The sequence below is a fragment of the Micromonospora sp. NPDC003197 genome (assembly GCF_053590565.1).
Genome location: NZ_JBSFTE010000033.1, coordinates 56,463 through 75,505, shown reverse-complemented (window position 1 = coordinate 75,505; position 19,043 = coordinate 56,463). Strand labels below are relative to the sequence as shown.

General features: G+C 69.4%; 19 protein-coding genes. 4 read left to right on the top strand and 15 right to left on the bottom strand.

Features of this window, described 5'->3' with window-relative positions; genetic code table 11:
• Positions 1 to 223 (top strand): hypothetical protein (locus ACWDV4_RS27165; RefSeq protein ID WP_449984270.1); only part of this gene is annotated, 223 nt, incomplete at its 5' end.
• A 120-nt stretch (positions 224 to 343) separates the two neighbouring features.
• On the opposite strand, the gene ACWDV4_RS27160 is transcribed toward ACWDV4_RS27165, so the two are convergent.
• The 5 genes from ACWDV4_RS27160 to ACWDV4_RS27140 form a co-directional block, all read right to left on the bottom strand.
• Positions 344 to 1,045 carry a uracil-DNA glycosylase gene (locus ACWDV4_RS27160; RefSeq protein WP_449984268.1) on the bottom strand — a complete coding sequence of 234 codons (702 nt, stop codon included), beginning with the start codon at positions 1,043 to 1,045 and terminating at the stop codon, positions 344 to 346.
• Between the two features lie 194 nt (positions 1,046 to 1,239).
• Positions 1,240 to 1,722, bottom strand: coding sequence for a tRNA (adenosine(37)-N6)-threonylcarbamoyltransferase complex ATPase subunit type 1 TsaE (tsaE, locus tag ACWDV4_RS27155; protein WP_449984267.1), 483 nt, complete (start codon positions 1,720 to 1,722; stop codon positions 1,240 to 1,242).
• On the bottom strand, positions 1,719 to 2,831 hold the full coding sequence (locus tag ACWDV4_RS27150; RefSeq protein WP_449984264.1) for an alpha/beta fold hydrolase: 1,113 nt from the start codon (positions 2,829 to 2,831) through the stop codon (positions 1,719 to 1,721). Before ACWDV4_RS27150 ends, tsaE begins: the two co-directional genes overlap by 4 nt.
• Positions 2,832 to 2,891: 60 nt before the next feature.
• On the bottom strand, positions 2,892 to 4,010 hold the full coding sequence (gene alr, locus ACWDV4_RS27145; RefSeq protein ID WP_449984261.1) for an alanine racemase: 1,119 nt from the start codon (positions 4,008 to 4,010) through the stop codon (positions 2,892 to 2,894).
• Between the two features lie 108 nt (positions 4,011 to 4,118).
• Positions 4,119 to 4,691: a helix-turn-helix domain-containing protein gene (locus tag ACWDV4_RS27140; protein WP_449984259.1), complete on the bottom strand. Its 573-nt coding sequence runs from the start codon at positions 4,689 to 4,691 to the stop codon at positions 4,119 to 4,121.
• A gap of 63 nt (positions 4,692 to 4,754) precedes the next feature.
• Between ACWDV4_RS27140 and ACWDV4_RS27135 the strand changes: the two genes are divergently transcribed.
• On the top strand, positions 4,755 to 6,074 hold the full coding sequence (locus ACWDV4_RS27135) for an erythromycin esterase family protein (RefSeq protein ID WP_449984256.1): 1,320 nt from the start codon (positions 4,755 to 4,757) through the stop codon (positions 6,072 to 6,074).
• Positions 6,075 to 6,199: 125 nt separating this feature from the next.
• Here the strand turns inward: ACWDV4_RS27135 and ACWDV4_RS27130 are convergent, their stop codons facing one another.
• The 4 genes from ACWDV4_RS27130 to ACWDV4_RS27115 form a co-directional block, all read right to left on the bottom strand.
• Entirely contained in the window at positions 6,200 to 7,663 is a 1,464-nt protein-coding gene (locus ACWDV4_RS27130; protein ID WP_449984253.1) for an NAD(P)H-hydrate dehydratase, read from the bottom strand.
• A gap of 66 nt (positions 7,664 to 7,729) precedes the next feature.
• Positions 7,730 to 8,098 carry a holo-ACP synthase gene (locus tag ACWDV4_RS27125; RefSeq protein ID WP_449984250.1) on the bottom strand — a complete coding sequence of 123 codons (369 nt, stop codon included), beginning with the start codon at positions 8,096 to 8,098 and terminating at the stop codon, positions 7,730 to 7,732.
• A 119-nt stretch (positions 8,099 to 8,217) separates the two neighbouring features.
• A complete protein-coding gene (glmS, locus tag ACWDV4_RS27120; protein ID WP_449984247.1) occupies positions 8,218 to 10,134 on the bottom strand; it encodes a glutamine--fructose-6-phosphate transaminase (isomerizing) in 1,917 nt (638 codons plus the stop codon).
• A gap of 421 nt (positions 10,135 to 10,555) precedes the next feature.
• A complete protein-coding gene (locus tag ACWDV4_RS27115; RefSeq protein ID WP_449984245.1) occupies positions 10,556 to 10,723 on the bottom strand; it encodes a hypothetical protein in 168 nt (55 codons plus the stop codon).
• 112 nt (positions 10,724 to 10,835) lie between these two features.
• Here ACWDV4_RS27115 and ACWDV4_RS27110 point away from each other — a divergent pair, with 112 nt between their 5' ends.
• Together ACWDV4_RS27110 and ACWDV4_RS27105 are read left to right on the top strand one after the other, a co-directional pair.
• A complete protein-coding gene (locus ACWDV4_RS27110) occupies positions 10,836 to 12,035 on the top strand; it encodes a pyridoxal phosphate-dependent aminotransferase (protein ID WP_449984242.1) in 1,200 nt (399 codons plus the stop codon).
• 145 nt (positions 12,036 to 12,180) lie between these two features.
• Positions 12,181 to 13,248, top strand: a complete 1,068-nt coding sequence (locus ACWDV4_RS27105) for a prenyltransferase (protein WP_449984240.1) — start codon at positions 12,181 to 12,183, stop codon at positions 13,246 to 13,248.
• Positions 13,249 to 13,294: 46 nt separating this feature from the next.
• On the opposite strand, the gene glmM is transcribed toward ACWDV4_RS27105, so the two are convergent.
• The 6 genes from glmM to ACWDV4_RS27075 all read right to left on the bottom strand — a co-directional run bounded on the left by glmM (position 13,295) and on the right by ACWDV4_RS27075 (position 19,021).
• On the bottom strand, positions 13,295 to 14,653 hold the full coding sequence (glmM, locus tag ACWDV4_RS27100; RefSeq protein ID WP_449984237.1) for a phosphoglucosamine mutase: 1,359 nt from the start codon (positions 14,651 to 14,653) through the stop codon (positions 13,295 to 13,297).
• Between the two features lie 139 nt (positions 14,654 to 14,792).
• Positions 14,793 to 15,257, bottom strand: a complete 465-nt coding sequence (gene rpsI / locus ACWDV4_RS27095) for a 30S ribosomal protein S9 (protein WP_449984234.1) — start codon at positions 15,255 to 15,257, stop codon at positions 14,793 to 14,795.
• 20 nt (positions 15,258 to 15,277) lie between these two features.
• Positions 15,278 to 15,721 carry a 50S ribosomal protein L13 gene (gene rplM, locus ACWDV4_RS27090; RefSeq protein ID WP_449984232.1) on the bottom strand — a complete coding sequence of 148 codons (444 nt, stop codon included), beginning with the start codon at positions 15,719 to 15,721 and terminating at the stop codon, positions 15,278 to 15,280.
• A 154-nt stretch (positions 15,722 to 15,875) separates the two neighbouring features.
• Positions 15,876 to 18,347 (bottom strand): HAD-IC family P-type ATPase, encoded by a 2,472-nt coding sequence (locus tag ACWDV4_RS27085; protein ID WP_449984230.1) that lies wholly within the window; start codon positions 18,345 to 18,347, stop codon positions 15,876 to 15,878.
• Between the two features lie 133 nt (positions 18,348 to 18,480).
• On the bottom strand, positions 18,481 to 18,798 hold the full coding sequence (locus ACWDV4_RS27080; RefSeq protein ID WP_449984227.1) for a type II toxin-antitoxin system PemK/MazF family toxin: 318 nt from the start codon (positions 18,796 to 18,798) through the stop codon (positions 18,481 to 18,483).
• Positions 18,764 to 19,021, bottom strand: a complete 258-nt coding sequence (locus ACWDV4_RS27075; RefSeq protein WP_449984224.1) for a DUF6364 family protein — start codon at positions 19,019 to 19,021, stop codon at positions 18,764 to 18,766. Before ACWDV4_RS27075 ends, ACWDV4_RS27080 begins: the two co-directional genes overlap by 35 nt.
• Positions 19,022 to 19,043 lie beyond the last annotated feature (22 nt).

Here is a 19,043-nt window from a genome sequence, read left to right as displayed (position 1 = left end):
CTCGACGGCGAATCGGCTACCCCTGACCTGCTCCGCAGGAGTCCGCTTCCTCTCCGGCCTGAAGGCCGCAGTATCCACGGAGGAATCTGATGACCCGGCCGCAGTGACGATCGCGGATGGCAGTAGCCGCAGCCGGATACCGGGGCGCATGATTCCTCCAACCGGTCAAGGGGTGATCGCCGATCATCCTGACCAGCGCAATGCCTGGACCGGCATCGGCTGAACAGGCGGCGTCACCTGCGGGAGGATGATGTTGACCTCGCCTCGGCGAAGGTGCTGTCTCCATCCGGCCGGGCAGCACGGCGACCCCCACCCGAGGCGTGGCGTCGAACATCGAGCCGGGTCAGCCGGCCGACTTCTCCCAGTCGATGCCGGGCAGGTCAGCCTCGGCGAGCGCCTGGTTGGTCGCACTGAACGGCCGGCTGCCGAGGAAACCGCGCGGGTTCATCGGGCTCGGGTGACCAGCCTCCAGCACCACGTGCGCGGGGTTGGTGACCAGGTCCGCCTTCTTGCGGGCGTAGCCGCCCCAGAGCAGGAAGACGACCCGGTTCGGCAGGGCGTCCAGTGCCCGGATGGTGGCGTCGGTGAACTCCTCCCAGCCCTTGTTGGCGTGCGAGCCGGGCTTGGCCTCGCGGACCGTCAGCACCGCGTTGAGCAGCAGCACCCCCTGTGCCGCCCAGCCGTTCAGGTTGCCGTTGCGCGGTTTCGGCACGCCGACGTCCTCGCCCATCTCCTTGAAGACGTTGCGCAGCGACGGCGGGACCGATACCCCGTCCTGGACGCTGAAGCTCAACCCGTGTGCCTGACCGGCCTTGTGGTAGGGGTCCTGGCCAAGGATCAGCACCCGACAGTCCTGCGGTGCGCAGAGCCGGTAGGCGGAGAAGAGGTCCTCCACCGGCGGGTAGACCGTCTGGGTGGCGTACTCCGCCGCGACGAATTCACCGAGCGCGGCGGTCCGGTCCGGGTCGAGGTGCGGAGTCAGGACCGTCCGCCACTCCGTCGGCAGCAGCGCCAGCAGATCGAGGGTCGGAGCGTCGTGCGGCATGGGCAACCTTTCCACCGGTGAGGGACGATGCGCCCGCAGGCAACGGGTACGGGCGCACTGTAGGCAACGGGTACGACAGCAGATCAGGGCCGTTCAGCGACAGCAGGTCAGGGCCGGCTCGTTCCAGCGACAACAATCACGGCCGGCTCGGGTCCGGCTCGTTCCAGCCCAGGGCCGGCTCGGGTCCGGCTCGTTCAGTGCAGTGCGGCGATGCGCTCGGCCCAGTCTCCGCCCACCGGCACCAGCTCCACCTCGCGGGTGTCGTCGTCGTGGCGGTCGATCCGGACGTGCAGGTGGGCGTCGCCGAGCTGCTCCACCATTCCGGCACCCCACTCGACCACGGTGACCGCCTCGTCCATCGACGCGTCCAGGTCAAGATCGTCGATCTCGGCCCGGGGATCGGTCGCGTCCCCGAGGCGGTACGCATCGGCGTGCACCAGGGCCGCCTGCCCGCCCTGGGCCGGGTCCGGCCGGTGTACCCGGGCGATCACGAAGGTGGGTGAGGTGATGTCGCCGAGCACGCCGAGGCCGGCACCGATGCCCTGGGTGAGCGCGGTCTTGCCGGCGCCGAGTGGCCCGGTGAGCACCAGCAGGTCACCGGCGCGCAGCAGTCGGCCGAGCCGGCTGCCGAACGCCCGCGTCTGCTCCACCGTGGGCAGCTTGACCACCACACTCATCGAGACAGCCTCTCCAGGAAGTTCCCCAGCGCCGCATTGACCTCGTCGGCGTGTTCGAGCATCACCGCGTGCCCGCTGTCGGGCACCTTGACGTACTCGGCCTCGGGCAGGTGCCGCATGATCTCCTCGGAATGGGTGACCGGCGTGATCATGTCCTTGTCCCCGACGATGACCAGGGTAGGGGTGCCGCGGAGCGCGGCGAGCGCCGGATAGCGGGCATGCGTGTAGAGCGTACGCAGGTAGCGGACCACGGTATCGGCCGAGGTGCGGGAGTTCATCTCCTCCACATAGGACACCAGGGCGGGGCTGGGTCGGTCGGTGCCGAACCCGTATTTCCGGGTCAGCAGCCAGGCCACGGTGGAGGCGGCCTTCCGGACCTGGTCGATCGCTCCCCCGGTCAGCCGGGTCGTGTTGGTGACCACCGGCAGGAACGGCAGACCGACCCGGCCGAAGATCGCCGGTAGGCCGAGCTTCGTCTCCTCGCTGCGGCCACCCGAGGTCGCCATCAGCACCGTGCCCACCACCCGGTCGCCGAACATCTCCGGGTACCGCTCCGCGAACGCCATGATCGTCATGCCGCCCATCGAGTGGCCGACCAGCACCAACGGACCGCTGGGCACGGTCCGGTCGATGACCGTACGTAGCGTCTCCCCGAGCCGGTCCAGGTCGTACTCGCCGGACTTCAGTCGCCCCGAGTGGCCGTGTCCCGGCTGGTCGTAGAAGACCAACCGGTGTTCGCGCCGCTCGGCCAAGAGCTTGCGCTGGAAGTGGAACGTGCCCATGTCGAGACAGAAACCGTGGACGAAGACGACCGTCGGTCGGGCTTTGCCATCACCCCTCGGCTCGATCAACTCGACGTGGATGTCGGTGCCGTCCGGCATCTCGATCTGGAGCGCCTCGTCACACGGCTGTGAGCCGAAGACCTCGTCGGCGTACCGGTCGCCGATCTCGGTCCGCGGCCTGCGGCCCAGCGCCCGCTCGGCAGCAACCCCGACGGCCGCGCCGGCCGCCGCGATCCCCAGCACCGCACCGAAGATGCCGGCGACCTTCGCCGGACCCAGTCGAGGGCCGGACCGTTTCGGCCGCGCCCCCTCGCCGCTGCCGGTCACCGGGACCTCGCCCCCTTCCCGCCTCCGGTCACCGGGACCTCGCCCTCTTCCCGCCTCCGGTCACCGCGACTCCCCGTCGTAGACCCGGGGAACCCGTACCCCGCCGAACCGGGTGACAATCTCGTAGTTGATGGTGCCGACCGCCTCGGCCCAGTCGTCTGCCGTCGGTTCGCCATTCGCCCCGCTGCCGAAGAGCGTGGCCACATCCCCGGGGGCCACCGGGTCGTCACCGCAGTCCAGCACGATCTGGTCCATGCAGACCCGGCCGGAGATCGTCCGGACTTGACCGGCGAGCTGCACCGGGCCTCGGTTGGAGGCATGCCGGGGTACGCCGTCGGCGTAGCCGAGCGGCACCACCGCCAGGTTGGTCTCCTGCTCAGTGGTGTACGTGTGCCCGTAGGACACTCCGGTTCCAGCCGACACCCGCTTGGTCGTCGTCACCCGGGCCCGGGCGGTCATCGCCGGACGCAGACCGTAGCTTTCTCCTGCCACCGGCGACAGCCCGTAGATGGCGACCCCCGGACGGACCAGGTCGAAGTGGGTGTCTGGTCGGGTCAGGGTGGCCGCCGAGTTGGCCAGGTGCCGATAACGCGGGCGGACGCCGTACGTCTCGGCAAGGGCGAGACCCTCGTGGAAGAGCGCCAACTGCCGGTCGATGGTCGGGTGGCCGGGCGAGTCGGCGTACACGAAGTGGCTCCACACGCCGACCACCTCGGCCACACCGTCGGCCTGTGCCTTCGCGGCAGCCTCGACCAGGGCGGGCCAGTCGTCCGGCGTGGCCCCGCCCCGGGAGAGCCCGGTATCGAGCTTGAGATGCACCCGGGCGACCCGGTCGGCCCGCTGCCCGGCGGAGACGATCTCGGCCAACTGGTCGGTGCTGGCCGCGCTCAGGTCGATGTCGGCCGCCACCCCCTCGTACAGCGGCAGGCCGGGGGCGAGTAGCCAGGCCAGGACCGGGGCGGTGATGCCGGCGCGGCGCAGGGCCAGCGCCTCGTCGAGGGTGCAGACACCGAGCCAGTTCGCCCCCGCCTCCAGGGCGGCACGGGCTACGGGCACCATGCCGTGACCGTAGCCGTCAGCTTTCACCACTGCCATCAGCTCGGCGGTGGTGCCGGCCCGGAGCCGGGCCACGTTCTCCCGGATCGCTTCAAGATCGACGCGTACCTCGGCCTGCCACATGAGGTCAGCCTACTGACCAGACGGTTTCCCCGGCCGGAGCAGCCCATACCGTGAGCCCTCCGGCGAGCCGTCCGACGCACCGCTGGTCGGCGTCTGGCACACCGCTGGTCAGTGCGTGTCGTCTCCCTCGGGCCGGTTGGCCACGAGTTGGACTGGTTCCTCCGTCGGGAACTGGATCAGGCTCATCAGGCGGGGCCTGCGGCCGGGCGCCGCCTGGTTGCCAGCCCGCGCCGCAACGACAGCCTGCAACTCACCGAGCATTTCGGCGGTCTCGTCGTCGCTGAGCCAGAGGATGCCCTGCCGATAGCCCACCAGATCGGCGAACGGGCCGGCACCGGGCCGGTCGAGATAGGCATTGAACTCGGCGTGCAGGGCAGCCAATGCTGCGGTGAACCCGTGGCGGTGCTCGTCCAGCGTCATCGAGGCACCCGTCTCCGCGTCGATCACCGCCTGATCCCGGCGCAGCCGATAGTGGCGCTCCACCGCGCCGCGTACTCGCTGCTCGTCGACGACCTCCAGAACCCTGCCTTCGGCGAGCAGCCCGACGTGCCGATACAACGTGGTCTTGGGAACGTCGGGCAGGCTCGCGCACAGATCGGCGGTGGTGCGCACCCGGCCGCCCGAGAAGGCGTACACGATGCGCAGCCGCACCGGGTGCAGGAGAAGGTCAAGCACGTCCATCGCCCAATGATCCCACATTTGATATCGTTCCCAAACTTGGAAACGTACGAGAGGGGCGCGGCAATGACCACGAACGTCTCCACGGCTTCTACGGGGCGGCTGAGCAGCGCCGCCATTCACCCGTTGCGGACGCTGGATCCGAACGATCCGCTGGACGACCTGGACTGGCTGGACGAGACGATCGGCGACGCGCGGGTGGTAGCGATCGGCGAAAGCGCGCACTACAACCGCGAGCCCTACCAACTCCGCCACCGCCTACTGCGCTACCTCGTCAAACGGCATGGCTTCACCGCGTACGCGATGGAGTCGGGATTCGTCGAAGGATGGCGGGTCGACGACTGGGTCCGAGGCGGCGCGGAACAGGTCGGCCAGGTCCTGGCCAACGGCATGACGTCGTTGATGGGACTCTGGACGCAGATGCGTGACCACCTGGAGTGGATGCGACGACACAACCGCACTGCCGAGCGGCCGGTGAGCTTCTACGGCATCGACCTGTCCGGCTCGAACGCTTCCCTGCTGCCCGGCCTGGACGCCGTCCTCGCCTACCTGGCGCGGGCCGATCCAGAATTCCAGCCAGACCCCGACATCCGGGAGACAGCATCGGCCTTCTCGGCGGCATCCGCGTTCTCCGCCCCGGCGGCCTTCGCCGCGTACCTCGAGGTTGCCCCCGCGACCAGGGAAATACTGACCGCTGGCCTGGACGAACTCACCGCACGGATGACCGAACGCCGCCTCGACTACCTCCGACGGACCACGGTCGACGCGTACGAACGGGCGCTGCGTGCACTGCGTCTCACGGTCACCCTCGACCTGGTCGTACGCGGGATGGCCGGCGGCGACCAGGATGCCGTGCTGAACAGCCGGGACGCCGCGATTGCCGACAACGTTGAATGGATCCTGGGGCGGGAGGACCGGATCCTGCTGGCCGCCCACAACGGCCACATCCAGCGCTGGACCCTGCCTCTGCCCGGCATGCCGCCAGCGCCTTCGATGGGTCTGCACCTGGCCGACCGGTTCGGTCAGGACTATGTCGTCATCGGCACCACCACCGGGACCGGCCAGACCCTCAACACCGACGCCGACTTCTACACCGGCACCCTCTTCACGGAGCTGGCACCGCCGCAGGACGGCAGCCTCGACGCACTCCTAGCCGCAAGCCATGACGGCCCCTTCGCCGCCAACCTCCGGCAACTGTCACCAACCGATGTCAATGCTGTTCAAGGGGTCAGCCAGCTACGGTTCGGCGCCCTCTACTCCGACGTGAGCCCACTCGACGCCTACGACACCGTCATCCACCTGCCCCACGTCACGCCGGCCGACCCCGAACCGACGGCCCTCGCCTGCTCCCCCGACGAAGTCCAGGCGGCCTTCTCCCGGCGCTAGACCCGCCAGGCAGACGCCCCGATACTCCCCGGCCCTTCCCGGCCGGTACGACCACCGATACCCCAGGCCCTTACCGGCCGGTGCGACCACCGGTCGTCCCAGAACCGACGGCTGGCGCGCCGAAATCAGACTGGCACCACCGCGGACAGGGCGTCGGCCACATCGGAGGCGGTCACCGGACCACGCCGGGCCGCCTCCCGGCCGGCCAACCCATGCAGGTACGCCGCGACCACCGCAGCCCGCTCCGCCGGCAGGCCGGCGGCCAGCAGCGAGCCCAACAACCCGGCCAGCACATCGCCGGTACCCCCGGTGGCCAGCGCCGGCGTGCCGGTCGGGTTGACAAAGGCCCGCCCCTCCGGGGTGGCGATCACCGTACGCTCGCCCTTGAGCAGCACCACCGCCCGCATCCAGGCGGCCAGCCGGAGCGCGGCACCGACCCGGTCGGCACCCGGCGGTTCCCCGGCCAGCCGGGCGAACTCCCGGTCATGCGGCGTGATCACGATCGGCGCGTCCCGGTCCCGCAGTCGCTTCGCCGACGAACCGTCCACCAGCAGGGTCAGCGCGTCGGCGTCCAGCACCACCGGGACCGGCGCGGCCAGCACCGCTCGTAGCTCCGTCCGGGCGGTCTCCCCGGTGCCCAGCCCGGAGCCACACACCCAGGCCTGCACCCGGCCGGCGTCGGCCACCCGGTCGGTAGCGATCACCGACGGATGGTGGTGTAGTACCTCGGCCCGGGCACCGCCGGCATAGCGCACCAGCCCGGTCGGCCCGGCCAACGCACCACCCACCGACAGCACCCCGGCCCCCGGATAGGTGGCCGAACCGGTCGCGATCCCCACCACGCCCCGGCTGTACTTCTCGGAACTGGCCGCCAACCGGGGCCACCAGTCGGCCACGTCGGTCCACTCGGTCACCTCCAGCGCGGGGCTGGCATGCAGCCACGGGCCCAGGCCGATGTCGACCAACTCCACCGTCCCGGCCAACTCGGCGGCGGCCCCCACCGTCAGGGCCGGTTTGAGACAGCCGAAGGTGACGGTCACGTCGGCGGTTACGGCGGTCGGTTGATCGTCGGACGGAGTCGGCACGTCCCCGGTGTCCACCGCCACCCCGCTGGGCACGTCGACCGCGACCACTGTGGCGCGGTGGCCGTCCCGGGTACGCAGCCCCGCCAGCCCGGCCACGATCCGTGCCGCAGGCTCACGCAACCCGCCGGAGCCGCCGATCCCGACGATGCCGTCCAGGACCAGGTCAGCCCGATCCGGCAGGGCATCGACGATCCGGCCCCCGGCCGTCCGCAACGCCGCCAGCCCACCCGGATGCATCCGGTCCGGGGTCAGCGGCAGGGCGGTGACGGCGGCCCCTCGGTCGGCCAGCAGCGCACCGGCGTAGAGCGCGTCGCCGCCGTTGGCCCCCGACCCGACCAGCAGCAGCACCCGTGCGCCGTACACCCCGCCCCGCTCGGCGAGCAGCAACGCGCACCGACGGGCCAAGCCGGCCGCGGCCCGCTGCATCAGCGTGTCCGGCGGCAACGTGGCCAGCAACGCCGCCTCCGCCGCCCGTACGTCCGCGACCCGCCACACCGGTCTCACCACGTCACCTCACCGTGTCCGCTCGCGCCACCATGGCCGTTCCAGCCGACAACACCGTCGGAGTGCTCAGCTTTCCGCCACCACCATCGCTGAGGCGATGCCACCGTCGTGCGACAGCGACAGGTGCCAGCGGTTGATGCCCCGCTCCGTAGCGGCAGTCGCGACCGTACCGGAAACGGTCAGCCACGGCCGCCCGGCCGGATCGGCGACGATCTCGCAGTCGTGCCAACGCAGGCCGCTTGGCGCACCGAGTGCCTTGGCCACCGCCTCCTTGGCCGCGAACCGGGCGGCCAGTGACTCCGACGAACGTGGATGACCGGAGCCGGTGGTCCGCTCCGCCTCGGTGAACAACCGTTCGGCGAGCAGCGGGGTACGTTCCAGCGCCCGGGTGAACCGGTCGACCAGCACCACGTCGATGCCGACTGCCACGATCATCGCTTCACCCTAACGGGCTAGCGATCAAACGGGTGAGCACCTTCTGCGGCGCACCCTCTACGGCGTTAGGAAGGGCCCCTTCCTATACAGAAAACGATAGGAAGGGGCCCTTCCTAACATCACTCGACGGTGACGGACTTCGCGAGGTTGCGCGGCTGGTCCACGTCGTGGCCCCGGGCAGCGGCGATCTCGCAGGCGAACACCTGCAACGGAATGGTGGTCATCAGCGGTGCCAGCAGGGTCGGGGTGCGCGGCACGTAGATCACGTGATCGGCGTACGGCAGCACCGCCGTGTCGCCCTCCTCGGCGATCACGATGGTCCGGGCACCCCGGGCCCGTACCTCCTGGATGTTCGACACGATCTTGTCGTGCAGCATGCCCCGGCCAGCTGGTGAGGGCACCACGCAGACCACCGGGGTGCCCTGGTCGATCAGGGCGATCGGGCCGTGCTTGAGTTCGCCGGCCGCGAACCCCTCGGCGTGCATGTAGGCCAGTTCCTTGAGCTTGAGCGCGCCTTCCAGGGCCACCGGATAGCCGACGTGCCGGCCGATGAAGAGTACGGTCGGCGCGGTCTTGAGGTCTCGGGCCAGTTGGCGAACCGGCTCGATGCCGGCCAGCAGTTCACGGATCTTTTCGGGTGTCTTGAGCAGCTGCTCGACGATCGCACCGGCCTCGTCGGCGTACAGGTTGCCGCGCACCTGGGCCAGGTGCAGGCCGATCAGGTAGCAGGCCACCAGCTGGGTCAGGAACGCCTTGGTGGAGGCGACGGCGATCTCCGGCCCGCCGTGGGTGTAGAGGACGGCGTCGGACTCCCGGGGAATGGTGGAGCCGTTGGTGTTGCAGATGGCGAGCACCCGGGCCTTCTGCGCCTTGGCGTGACGCAGGGCCATCAGGGTGTCCATCGTCTCGCCGGACTGGGAGATCGCCACGACCAGGGTGGACCGGTCGAGGACCGGGTCCCGGTAACGGAACTCGCTGGCCAGCTCGACCTCGCACGGGATGCGGGTCCAGTGCTCGATGGCGTACTTGGCGACCAGTCCGGAGTGGTACGCCGTGCCGCAGGCGACGATGAAGACCTTGTCGACGTCGCGCAGGTCCTGGTCGCTGAGGCGTACCTCGTCGAGCATGATCTCGCCGCTGTCGGTGAGCCGGCCGAGCAGCGTGTCGGCGATCGCCTGCGGCTGCTCGGCGATCTCCTTGAGCATGAAGTACTCGTGGCCACCCTTCTCGGCGGCCGAGGCGTCCCAGTCGATGTGGAAGTCCTTGCCGGTCGCGGGCTGGCCGGCGAAGTCGGTGATCTCGATGGTGTCGCCGGTGATCAGGACGACCTGGTCCTGCCCCAGCTCGACCGCCTCCCGGGTGTGCTCGATGAACGCCGAGACGTCGCTGGCCAGGTAGTTCTCGCCGGCGCCCCGCCCCACCACCAGCGGGGAGTTACGCCGGGCCCCGACCACCGTGCCGGGCAGGCTGGCGTCGACGGCGAGCAGGGTGAAGGCGCCCTCCAGACGCTGACAGACCGCCCGCATGGCCGCCGCGAGCAGCTGCGGCCCCTCCGACTCCCCGGCGGTACGGAGTTTCGTCAGTTCGGCGGAGAGCAGGTGCGCCGCGCACTCGGTGTCGGTGTCGCTGGTGAACCGCACCCCGTCGGCTTCGAGTTCGGCCCGCAGCTTGGCGAAGTTCTCAATGATCCCGTTGTGGATGACGGCGATCCGGCCGTCCTCGGCGACGTGCGGGTGGGCGTTGCGGTCGGTGGGGCCGCCGTGGGTGGCCCAGCGGGTGTGTCCGATCGCGGTGAGCCCGTCGGCGATGCCCAGTGCTGCCCCGCCATCGTCCGATGATCCGTCCCGGTCGGACCGCTCGGCCAGTGCCTTCTCCAGGTTGGCCAGTTTGCCGGCCCGTTTCTCGGTCAGCAGCTCGTCGTCACAGACGACGGCCACCCCCGCCGAGTCGTAGCCCCGATACTCCAGCCGCCGGAGTCCGTCCAGCACGATGCCCAACGCCGGCCGACTGCCGGCGTAGCCCACGATTCCGCACATAGCCGGAGCCTAACCTAGTTTCACTCACCATGGGTGCTCGAAAGCCAGGGAATCAAGCAGCAGGTTTGCTTGATACGGGGCTTCCGGGAACCAACCGGACCTAGCCCCACAGCCCGCCGACACCCGGTCGGTAGGGCACCTCGCGGCAGCTCAAGGCAGGACCGGGACTGCGGGTACGGGGTCACTGCGGGGCGGAATCCACCCGGTCGGGGCAGGTTTCACCAGGAGGGGGCGACAGATCGACTTCTCGGGCAGCGGCACAACCGTCACGACGCCCGTACGGACGTTGACCCGGACCAACGGGACACCCAGGTCGTTAGTGGCGCGCTCTGCGGGCACCAGGACGTGTTGTGGGTCCTCCCACACCGGGCCACCCGGGGCCGCGCTACCGATCCGTGTGGCTGGGGAGGCGAGCAACCGGTCACCATCGCCAGTCCGACCATTCCGCCGTGGCCATCGGTGTCTCCAACACCTCCACCCAGTCCGCCGGGTCCGGCTCCGGCGGACTGTCGTGCACCTCCAGGCAAACGGCGTGGGTGCCGTACTCCGGCCCGTATTCGTGGTCCTCGAAACTGCGCAGCAGGGCCATCCAGCACTCCACTCCGGCGACTGGCTTGCCTCGATGAGCAGAAGCGGAGGTACGACCTTATCGACGGCGACCGACAGACCCCGTATGGCTGTTTCGGCCCTAGGCTGACGAGGTGACGACGACACCGACCGACACCGATCCGCTGGTTCGCCGGATGCGCCCGTTCGGTACGACGATCTTCGCCGAGATGTCGGCGCTGGCCACCCGTACCGGGGCGGTCAACCTCGGCCAGGGCTTCCCCGACACCGACGGACCCGCCGAAATGCTGGCCGCCGCAGCGCAGGCGGTGCACGCCGGGCACAACCAGTACCCGCCCGGCCCGGGCATTCTTCCCCTCCGCCAGGCGGTCGCCGACCATCAGCGCCGGTTCTGGGGGCTGGAGTACGACCCGAACGGCGAGATCCTGATCACCGCTGGCGCGACCGAGGCAATCAGCGCGGCGATCCTGGCCCTGTGCGAGCCGGGCGACGAGGTCGTCTGCTTCGAGCCGTACTACGACTCGTACGCGGCTTCTATCGCCCTGGCCGGTGCGGTCCGTCGCCCGGTCACGCTGCGGCCAGCCGACGATGGCCGGTACGCCTTCGACCCCGCCGCCCTGCGTGCCGCGTTCGGCCCACGGACCCGGTTGGTGCTGCTGAACTCACCGCACAACCCGACCGGGAAGGTCTTCACCCGGGACGAGTTGAGCCTGATCGCCGAACTCTGCCAGGAACACGACGTGTACGCGGTCACCGACGAGGTCTACGAGCATCTCGTCTTCACCGATGCCGCCACGGTGCACATCCCGTTGGCCACCCTGCCCGGGATGCGGGACCGGACGCTACGCATCTCGTCGGCGGGCAAGACGTTCTCCTGCACCGGCTGGAAGGTTGGTTGGGCCAGCGGTCCGGCGGCCCTGGTCTCCGCGACGACCCGGGTCAAGCAGTTCCTCACCTTCGTCAACGGGGCACCCCTACAGCCTGCGGTGGCCGTGGCGTTGGCCCTGCCAGACGACTACTACGACGGATTCCGTGCGGGGATGCAGGCCCGCCGTGACCAGCTTTCCGCCGGGCTGACCGCAGCCGGATTCGATGTGCTGACTCCGGAGGGGACCTACTTCATCACCGCCGACATCACCCGGCTCGGCGGACGCGACGGGGTGGAGTTCTGCCGTTCCCTGCCCGAACGGTGTGGCGTCGTGGCCGTACCGACCCAGGTCTTCTATGACGATGTGACCGCCGGGCAACGCCTGGTCCGCTTCGCCTTCTGCAAACGCCCGGAGGTGCTCGACGATGCGGTCAACCAGCTGACGACGATGCGGCCGGTCGGATAGCTGTCTGTTCCTGCCGGCCCCGGTCGGATAGCCGCCCGCTTCCTACCAACCGTCCACCATCGGACGCTAGCAATATAGACAAAGCTCTACACTGACGGTCGAACCGGCTCTGACCAGCGGATCAACCACGGGGGTGGCTAGACACATGACAGTCATTGGAACGAGCACGGCCAGCACCGCCCAGAAGTTCCACCTCAGCGGCTTCATTCGGCTGGCCCGGCTGAAGTTTCTGCTCTACAACGTGCTTCCGGTAGGGCTCGGCGTCGCGGTGACCGTACACATGGGACATCCGCTGGATGTCAGGTGGTACGTCGTCGCTCAGGTCTTCGCCTGGGTCGTCCACCTGATGACGCACTACTGCAACGAGTACTTCGATCTGGAGGCCGACCGGGCGAACGTCTACCACACGCCGTGGACCGGCGGCAGCCGCGCGCTGGTGGATGGATTGGTCGCACCGGTGGTCTCGCTGGGCACCTCCTTTCTCCTCTGGGCCGGTGGCATGTTGCTGGTGGCGGCGATGCCGACCACCTCAGCCCGGGTACTGGGTGCCATCACCCTGGCACTGGCCTGGTTCTATACGGCTCCGCCGCTGCGCTTCAACTATCGAGGACTGGGCGAACTCACGGTGGCGGCCATCCTCAACGGCCTGTGGCCGGTGGTCGCCGCGCTGCTCCAGGCGGACACGTTGCCGCTGATGCTGCTGGCGATCCTGGCACCGACCGCACTGCTCCAGGTCGTCCGGATGATGATCATGAATCTGGGCGACCGGGTTTCCGACGAGTCGGTGGGGAAACGCACCATCCCCGTGATCATCGGCTACCACCGCGCGATCCAGGTCATCGTCGCCGCCCAGGTGGTCGCGTACCTGCTGCTCACCCTCTTCGCCGTGGTCGGCTGGGTGCCGTGGCTGGTGTGGGCCCCGATGATCGCCACCGCTGCCCTGTCGGTCTGGCTGGTACGTCAACTCCGCCAGGGCGCGATGCGGGACGTCATCCCGGAGCGGATGACCCCAGTCGTCTTCTGGGCCTCCAACCACGTCTCCCTGATCGTGTGCGCCGCCCTGGCCGGGGTCATTGCCGACATCGTCGTACGCGGCACCGGCGGATCGGCAGCGCTCATCCTCGGCGCGGTCCTCGGCGCGTACGCCCTGCTGTTCGGGCACCGTCTCTGGCTGGCCAGTCGGCGACAGCCGGCACAGCCCGGTCAGCGATAGGCCAACGCGGCCAGCTCGCCCACTGTGCCGAGGGCGAGCTGGCTCGCTATACCGAGGGCGGGCTGGCCCGACGTACCTCGTCGGCGATCCGCTCCGCCACCGTCTGGGCGAACTCCAGCGTGGCCGCCTCGACCATCACCCGCACCAGCGGCTCGGTGCCCGACGGGCGCAGCAGCACCCGTCCGGTCTCGCCCAGCTCCGCCTCGGCCTCGGCGGTTGCGGCGAGCACCGCCGGAGCGCCAGCGCCGATGGTCCGGTCACCGACCGGCACGTTGATCAGTACCTGCGGCAGCTTCGTGACCACAGCGGCGAGGTCCGCCAGCGATCGGCCGGTCGCCGCCATCCGCGACATCAGTTGCAGGCCGGTCAGCACCCCGTCGCCGGTGGTGGCGTACTCCGGTAGGACGATGTGCCCGCTCTGCTCGCCGCCGAGCGCCAGCCCGGACGCCCGCAGCTCCTCCAGCACGTACCGGTCACCGACCTTGGTCTCGACCAGCCGGATGCCGGCCTCGGCCATCGCGAGCCGCAAGCCCAGGTTGCTCATCACGGTGGCCACCAGCGTGTCCTGGGTCAGGGTGCCGGCCTCCCGCATGCCCAGGGCGAGAATGGCCAGGATCTGGTCCCCGTCGACCTCGTTGCCGTCGGCCGTCACCGCCACGCACCGGTCGGCGTCGCCGTCGTGGGCGATGCCGAGGTGTGCACCGTGCTCGACCACGGCGGCCTGCAGGGCGTCCAGGTGATTCGACCCGCAGTCGTCGTTGATGTTGAGCCCGTCCGGCTCGGCATGGATGGCGATGACCTCGGCACCGGCCTCCTCGTACGCAACCGGGGCTACCTCCGAGGCGGCACCGTGGGCGCAGTCGACGACTACCTTCAACCCGTCGAGCCGGTGCGGGACGGTGCTCACGAGGTGCTGCACGTAGTGGTCGGCTCCGTCGAGCAGGTCGTGCACCCGACCGATCCCGGCACCGGTGGGCCGATGCCAGGTGGCGGCGGCGTTGGCCTCGATCGCCGCTTCGATCTGTAGCTCCACGTCGTCGGGAAGCTTGTGTCCCCCGGCGGCGAAGAGCTTGATTCCGTTGTCCGGCATCGGGTTGTGCGAGGCGGAGAGCATCACCCCGAGATCGGCCTTGACCTCACCCACCAGATAGGCGACCGCCGGGGTGGGCAGCACGCCTACCCGCAACACGTTCGCCCCGGCGCTGGCCAGGCCGGCCACCACGGCGGATTCGAGCATCTCGCCGCTGGCCCGGGTGTCCCGGCCCACCACGGCCAACGGTGGGTGGCTGCGATCGGACTCGGCGAGGGTGTGCGCCGCCGCTACCGCGACGGCCATAGCCAGCTCGGGGGTCAGGTCGGCATTAGCCCGTCCCCGTACGCCATCAGTACCGAACAACCGACCCATGCGCGTGATACCTCCGGAAAGGCCGCCGACGAGGAAAGCAAACGGCCGGGACCGCCACCGCTTGAGGGGGAGGCGGACCCGGCCGTCTGTCAGACGAACAAGGTGAAGCTGTCGCAGACGTACAAGGTGAAGCTGTCGATCAACGCTTCGAGTACTGCGGGGCCTTGCGGGCCTTCTTGAGGCCGTACTTCTTGCTTTCCTTGACCCGAGCGTCCCGGGTGAGGAAGCCGGCCTTCTTCAGCGCCGGGCGGTCGTCGAGGTCGTTCGCGCAGAGTGCGCGAGCGATGGCGAGCCGCAGCGCACCGGCCTGGCCGGTGATGCCGCCGCCGCGCAGGTTGGCGATGACGTCGAATGCCTCGGCCTTCTCCGCGGTCACCAGCGGGTCCTTGATCAGCTGCTGGTGGACCTTGCTGGGGAAGTACGCCTCCAGCTCACGACCGTTGCAGGTGATCTTGCCGGAACCAGGGACGATCCGCACCCGGACGATGGCCTCCTTGCGGCGGCCGACGGTCTGGATCGGGCGGTCACCACGCGGGGCACGCGGGATGGGCGCGTCCGCAGCCTGGGGGTAGTCGTCAACGGTGAGCGCAGTGGTCTCGGTCATGCTGCTTCCTTCGTCCGCGCTCACTGCGCGATCTGCTTGATCTCGAACGGCACCGGCTGCTGCGCGCTATGCGGGTGCTCGGCACCGGCGTAGACCTTCAGCTTCTTGATCAGCTGACGTCCGAGCTTGTTGTGGGGGAGCATGCCCTTGACGGCCAGCTCGATGGCCCGCTCGGGACGCTTGGTCAGCAGCTCGTCGTAGCCGACCTGCTTCAGACCACCCGGGTATCCGGAGTGGCGGTAGGCGATCTTGGTGTGCCGCTTGTTGCCGGTCAGCGCAACCTTGCCCGCGTTCACGATGACCACGAAGTCACCCGTGTCGACGTGCGGCGCGAAAGTCGGCTTGTGCTTACCACGAAGCAACGTGGCGGCGTGGGTGGCCAGGCGGCCCAGCACGACATCAGAGGCGTCGATGACGTGCCACTGACGCTCGATCTCACCCGGCTTCGGGCTGTACGTACGCACAGGTCTACCTTGTCTCGTCGGCGGTCTGGGGTCGGGCGCCGATCATAAGGGGCGCACGAACGACCAAGCGTACCTGGTGGGGCACGCCGTCGGCTGTAGCACAACAGCAGGCAACGATACTCGCTCGCCGGTCGTGGGGTCAAAACGGGGCCGGTCAGATGACCGGCTCATTATGATCAGGCCGTACTGATGATAGCGCCCCAACCTGATCTTCCTCCGGACGTACCCGGTCGGCCTCGGTAGGGCGTACCCGATCGGCCTCCTGGGGAGGCCGGGCAGGCCCCTGAGGAAGCCGGGCAGGCCCCTGAGGAAGCCGGCGGGCCCGGCGACCGAGCAGTAGCCAGACGACCTCCAGCAGCAACCCAGCGATCACCGCGATCCCCAGCCCGACCCCGGGCGCTCGGCCACCGACCAACTCCAACTGAAAGAACTCCTGGAGGTACGGCACGGCCAGCACCGTCGCGAAGGCCGCCCCCAGGCCGAACAGAAGCAGGACCCGCCACCAGGTGTACGGCCGGGCGATGACCGCCACCGCCCAGAGCCCGACCAGGAAGAGGGTGAGCGTGGCGACCGAGGTCTCGGCGGCCAGGTTCCCGCCGTAGACCTGCCGGGCATACAGGTACGACGTGATCGTCGCCACCGCCGCCACCGCCCCGGCCGGCACAGCGAAGCGCACCACCCGCCCGACGAAGCCGCTGCGGGCGCGCTCGGCACCGGGTGCGAGGGCCAGGAAGAACGCCGGAATACCGATGGTCAGCGACGAGACCAGCGTGAGGTGCCGGGGCAGGAACGGGTACGGCACCTGACTGACCACCACCATGATCGCCAACAGCACCGAGTAGACGGTCTTGGTGAGAAACAGGTTGGCGACCCGCTCGATGTTGCCGATCACCCGGCGGCCCTCGGCCACCACGGCGGGCAGCGCGGCGAAGCTGTCGTCCAGCAGGACGATCTGCGCGACCGCCCGACTGGCCGGGCTCCCCGACCCCATCGCCACCCCGATGTCCGCATCCTTGAGCGCGAGTACGTCGTTGACCCCGTCCCCGGTCATCGCCACGGTGTGTCCCCGGGCCTGGAGGGCGGTCACCAGTTCCCGTTTCTGCTGCGGTCCCACCCGCCCGAAGACGGTGTTCGCCTCGGCGAGATCGGCGAGCGCCGCCGGGTCGGTGGGCAGGCTGCGGGCGTCCACCGGGTGGTCCCCGCCGGGCAGTCCGAGGCTCCGGGCGACCGCGCCCACCGAGCGAGCGTTGTCGCCGGAGATCACCTTCACCGCGACGCCCTGCTCGGCGAAGTATCGCAACGTGTCCGGCGCCTCGGCCCGCAGTCGCTGGGCGAGCACCACCAGGGCCACCGGCACCCCGGACGCCTCGTCCCGCTGCTGGACCAACAGCAGCACCCGGAGTCCTCGTACGCCGTACTCGTCGACCTCGGCGAGCACCGGATGGCCGGTCGGCAGCAGGACGTCGGGGGCACCGAGCCGCCAGGTGGTGCTGGCCCCGGTCGGATCCGTGAGGATGGCTCCGCTCCACTTCCGGGCCGAGGAGAAGGGCATCCGTTCCTGGACCGTCCAGCCCGCTGGCGCGGGGTGCGCCTCGATGATGGCCCGCAGGCTCGGGTTGGGGCGCTCGTCGGCCGCGCCGAGCATGCCCAACACCTCGGCCACCGGCGCCGCCGGGTCGAGGCGCCGGACCTCGGCGATCTGCATCTCGGCGTCGGTCAACGTGCCGGTCTTGTCCAGGCAGACCACGTCGACCCGGGCCAACCCTTCGATGGCCGGCAGTTCCTGCACCAGGCAGCGGCGCTGGCCGAGCCGGATCACCCCCACCGCGAAGGCCATCGAGGTGAGCAGGACCAGTCCCTCGGGCACCATCGGCACCAGGCCGGCGACCATCCGGCGGATCGCCTCCGGCAGGTCGTCCCGGTTGACCAGCCACTGGCTGGCGATCAGGGCAAGGCCGGCTGGGATGATCAACCAGGTGACGAACCGCAGGATGGTGTCCAGGCCACTGCGCAGCTGGGAGTTGACCAGGGTGAACCGGCTGGCCTCCTCAGCCAGCCGGGCGGCGTACGCGGCGCGACCGACCCGGGTGGCGGTGCAGGCACCGGTGCCGGCCACCACGAAGCTGCCGGAGAGCACCTGATCGCCTGGTTCCTTCCGTACCGGATCGGCTTCTCCGGTGAGCAGGGACTCGTCCACCTCCAGCTGCGTCGCCTCGGTGACCACCCCGTCGACCACGATCTGGTCGCCCGGTCCGAGTTCGATGAGATCGTCGAGGACGATGTCCGCTGCGGCCACCTCGGCCGACCTGCCGTCCCGGCGTACCACCGGGCGGGCGGCGCCGACGATCGCCAGCCGGTCCAGCGTGCGTTTGGCGCGTAACTCCTGCACCACGCCGATCAGCGTGTTGGCGATGATCACACCGCCGAAGAGCGCGTCCTGGATCGGTGCGACCGTGAGGATGAGTACGAAGAGCACACCCATGATGGCGTTGATCCGGGTGAACAGATTGGCCCGGATAATCTCCGTGACGCTCCGTCCAGAGCGGACCGGGACATCATTGACCCGGCCAGTGGCGACCCGTTCGGCCACCTCTGCCGTACTCAGCCCGGCTTCTACAGTGAGCATGGCTAGAGGCTACGGAGTTCGCGAGAATTCTTCGGCTTCCGAAGGTCGGGGGCCACCCCTGACTTTCCTCAGGGCGGGGATGGCTGCCCCATTAGGGGATGGCTGGTCGACAACGATCGGCAGCGGGCCCTGGTCAGAGGTTCTGAATGATCCGTAGTGCCCGGGAGACCCGGAACATGGTGTCCGAGTCGGCCGCGCCGACACACTCGGTAAACCACTTCTTCATCGGCGAGGAGAGCCGGTCGGGCATCACCACGTAGTCACCCATCGGTACGGCCAGCGGCGAATCCCGGAGCAACTCCTCCTCGACCACTTCCACCACGATCACGATCGGTACGTCGGTGCTGTTGTAGACGTCGGAACTGACCACCAGGCCGAGCCGTTCCCGAGCTCCCTCGATGCGCCAGATCTCGCCTCTACGCAGCACGCGCGCCCCCGCCGAACATGGCATCGTCGACCATTTCCGCTTCGCGTTCGTCGGCGAGGGCGGTGGCTTCCAGGTCGAAGCCGGCCTGCCGGACCGCGGCGGCGTGCGCGGCGAAGACCTCGCGGAGCGCCTTTTCCCGCGCGGCCTGGTTGATCCAGGCGGAGAGCGACATCCCGTCCCGCTGGGCGAAGCGTCTGGCTTCCTCGATCGTTTCCTCGGAGAACGACAGGGTCACCTTGGCAGTCATATCGACCAGCTTACCCCGGGTA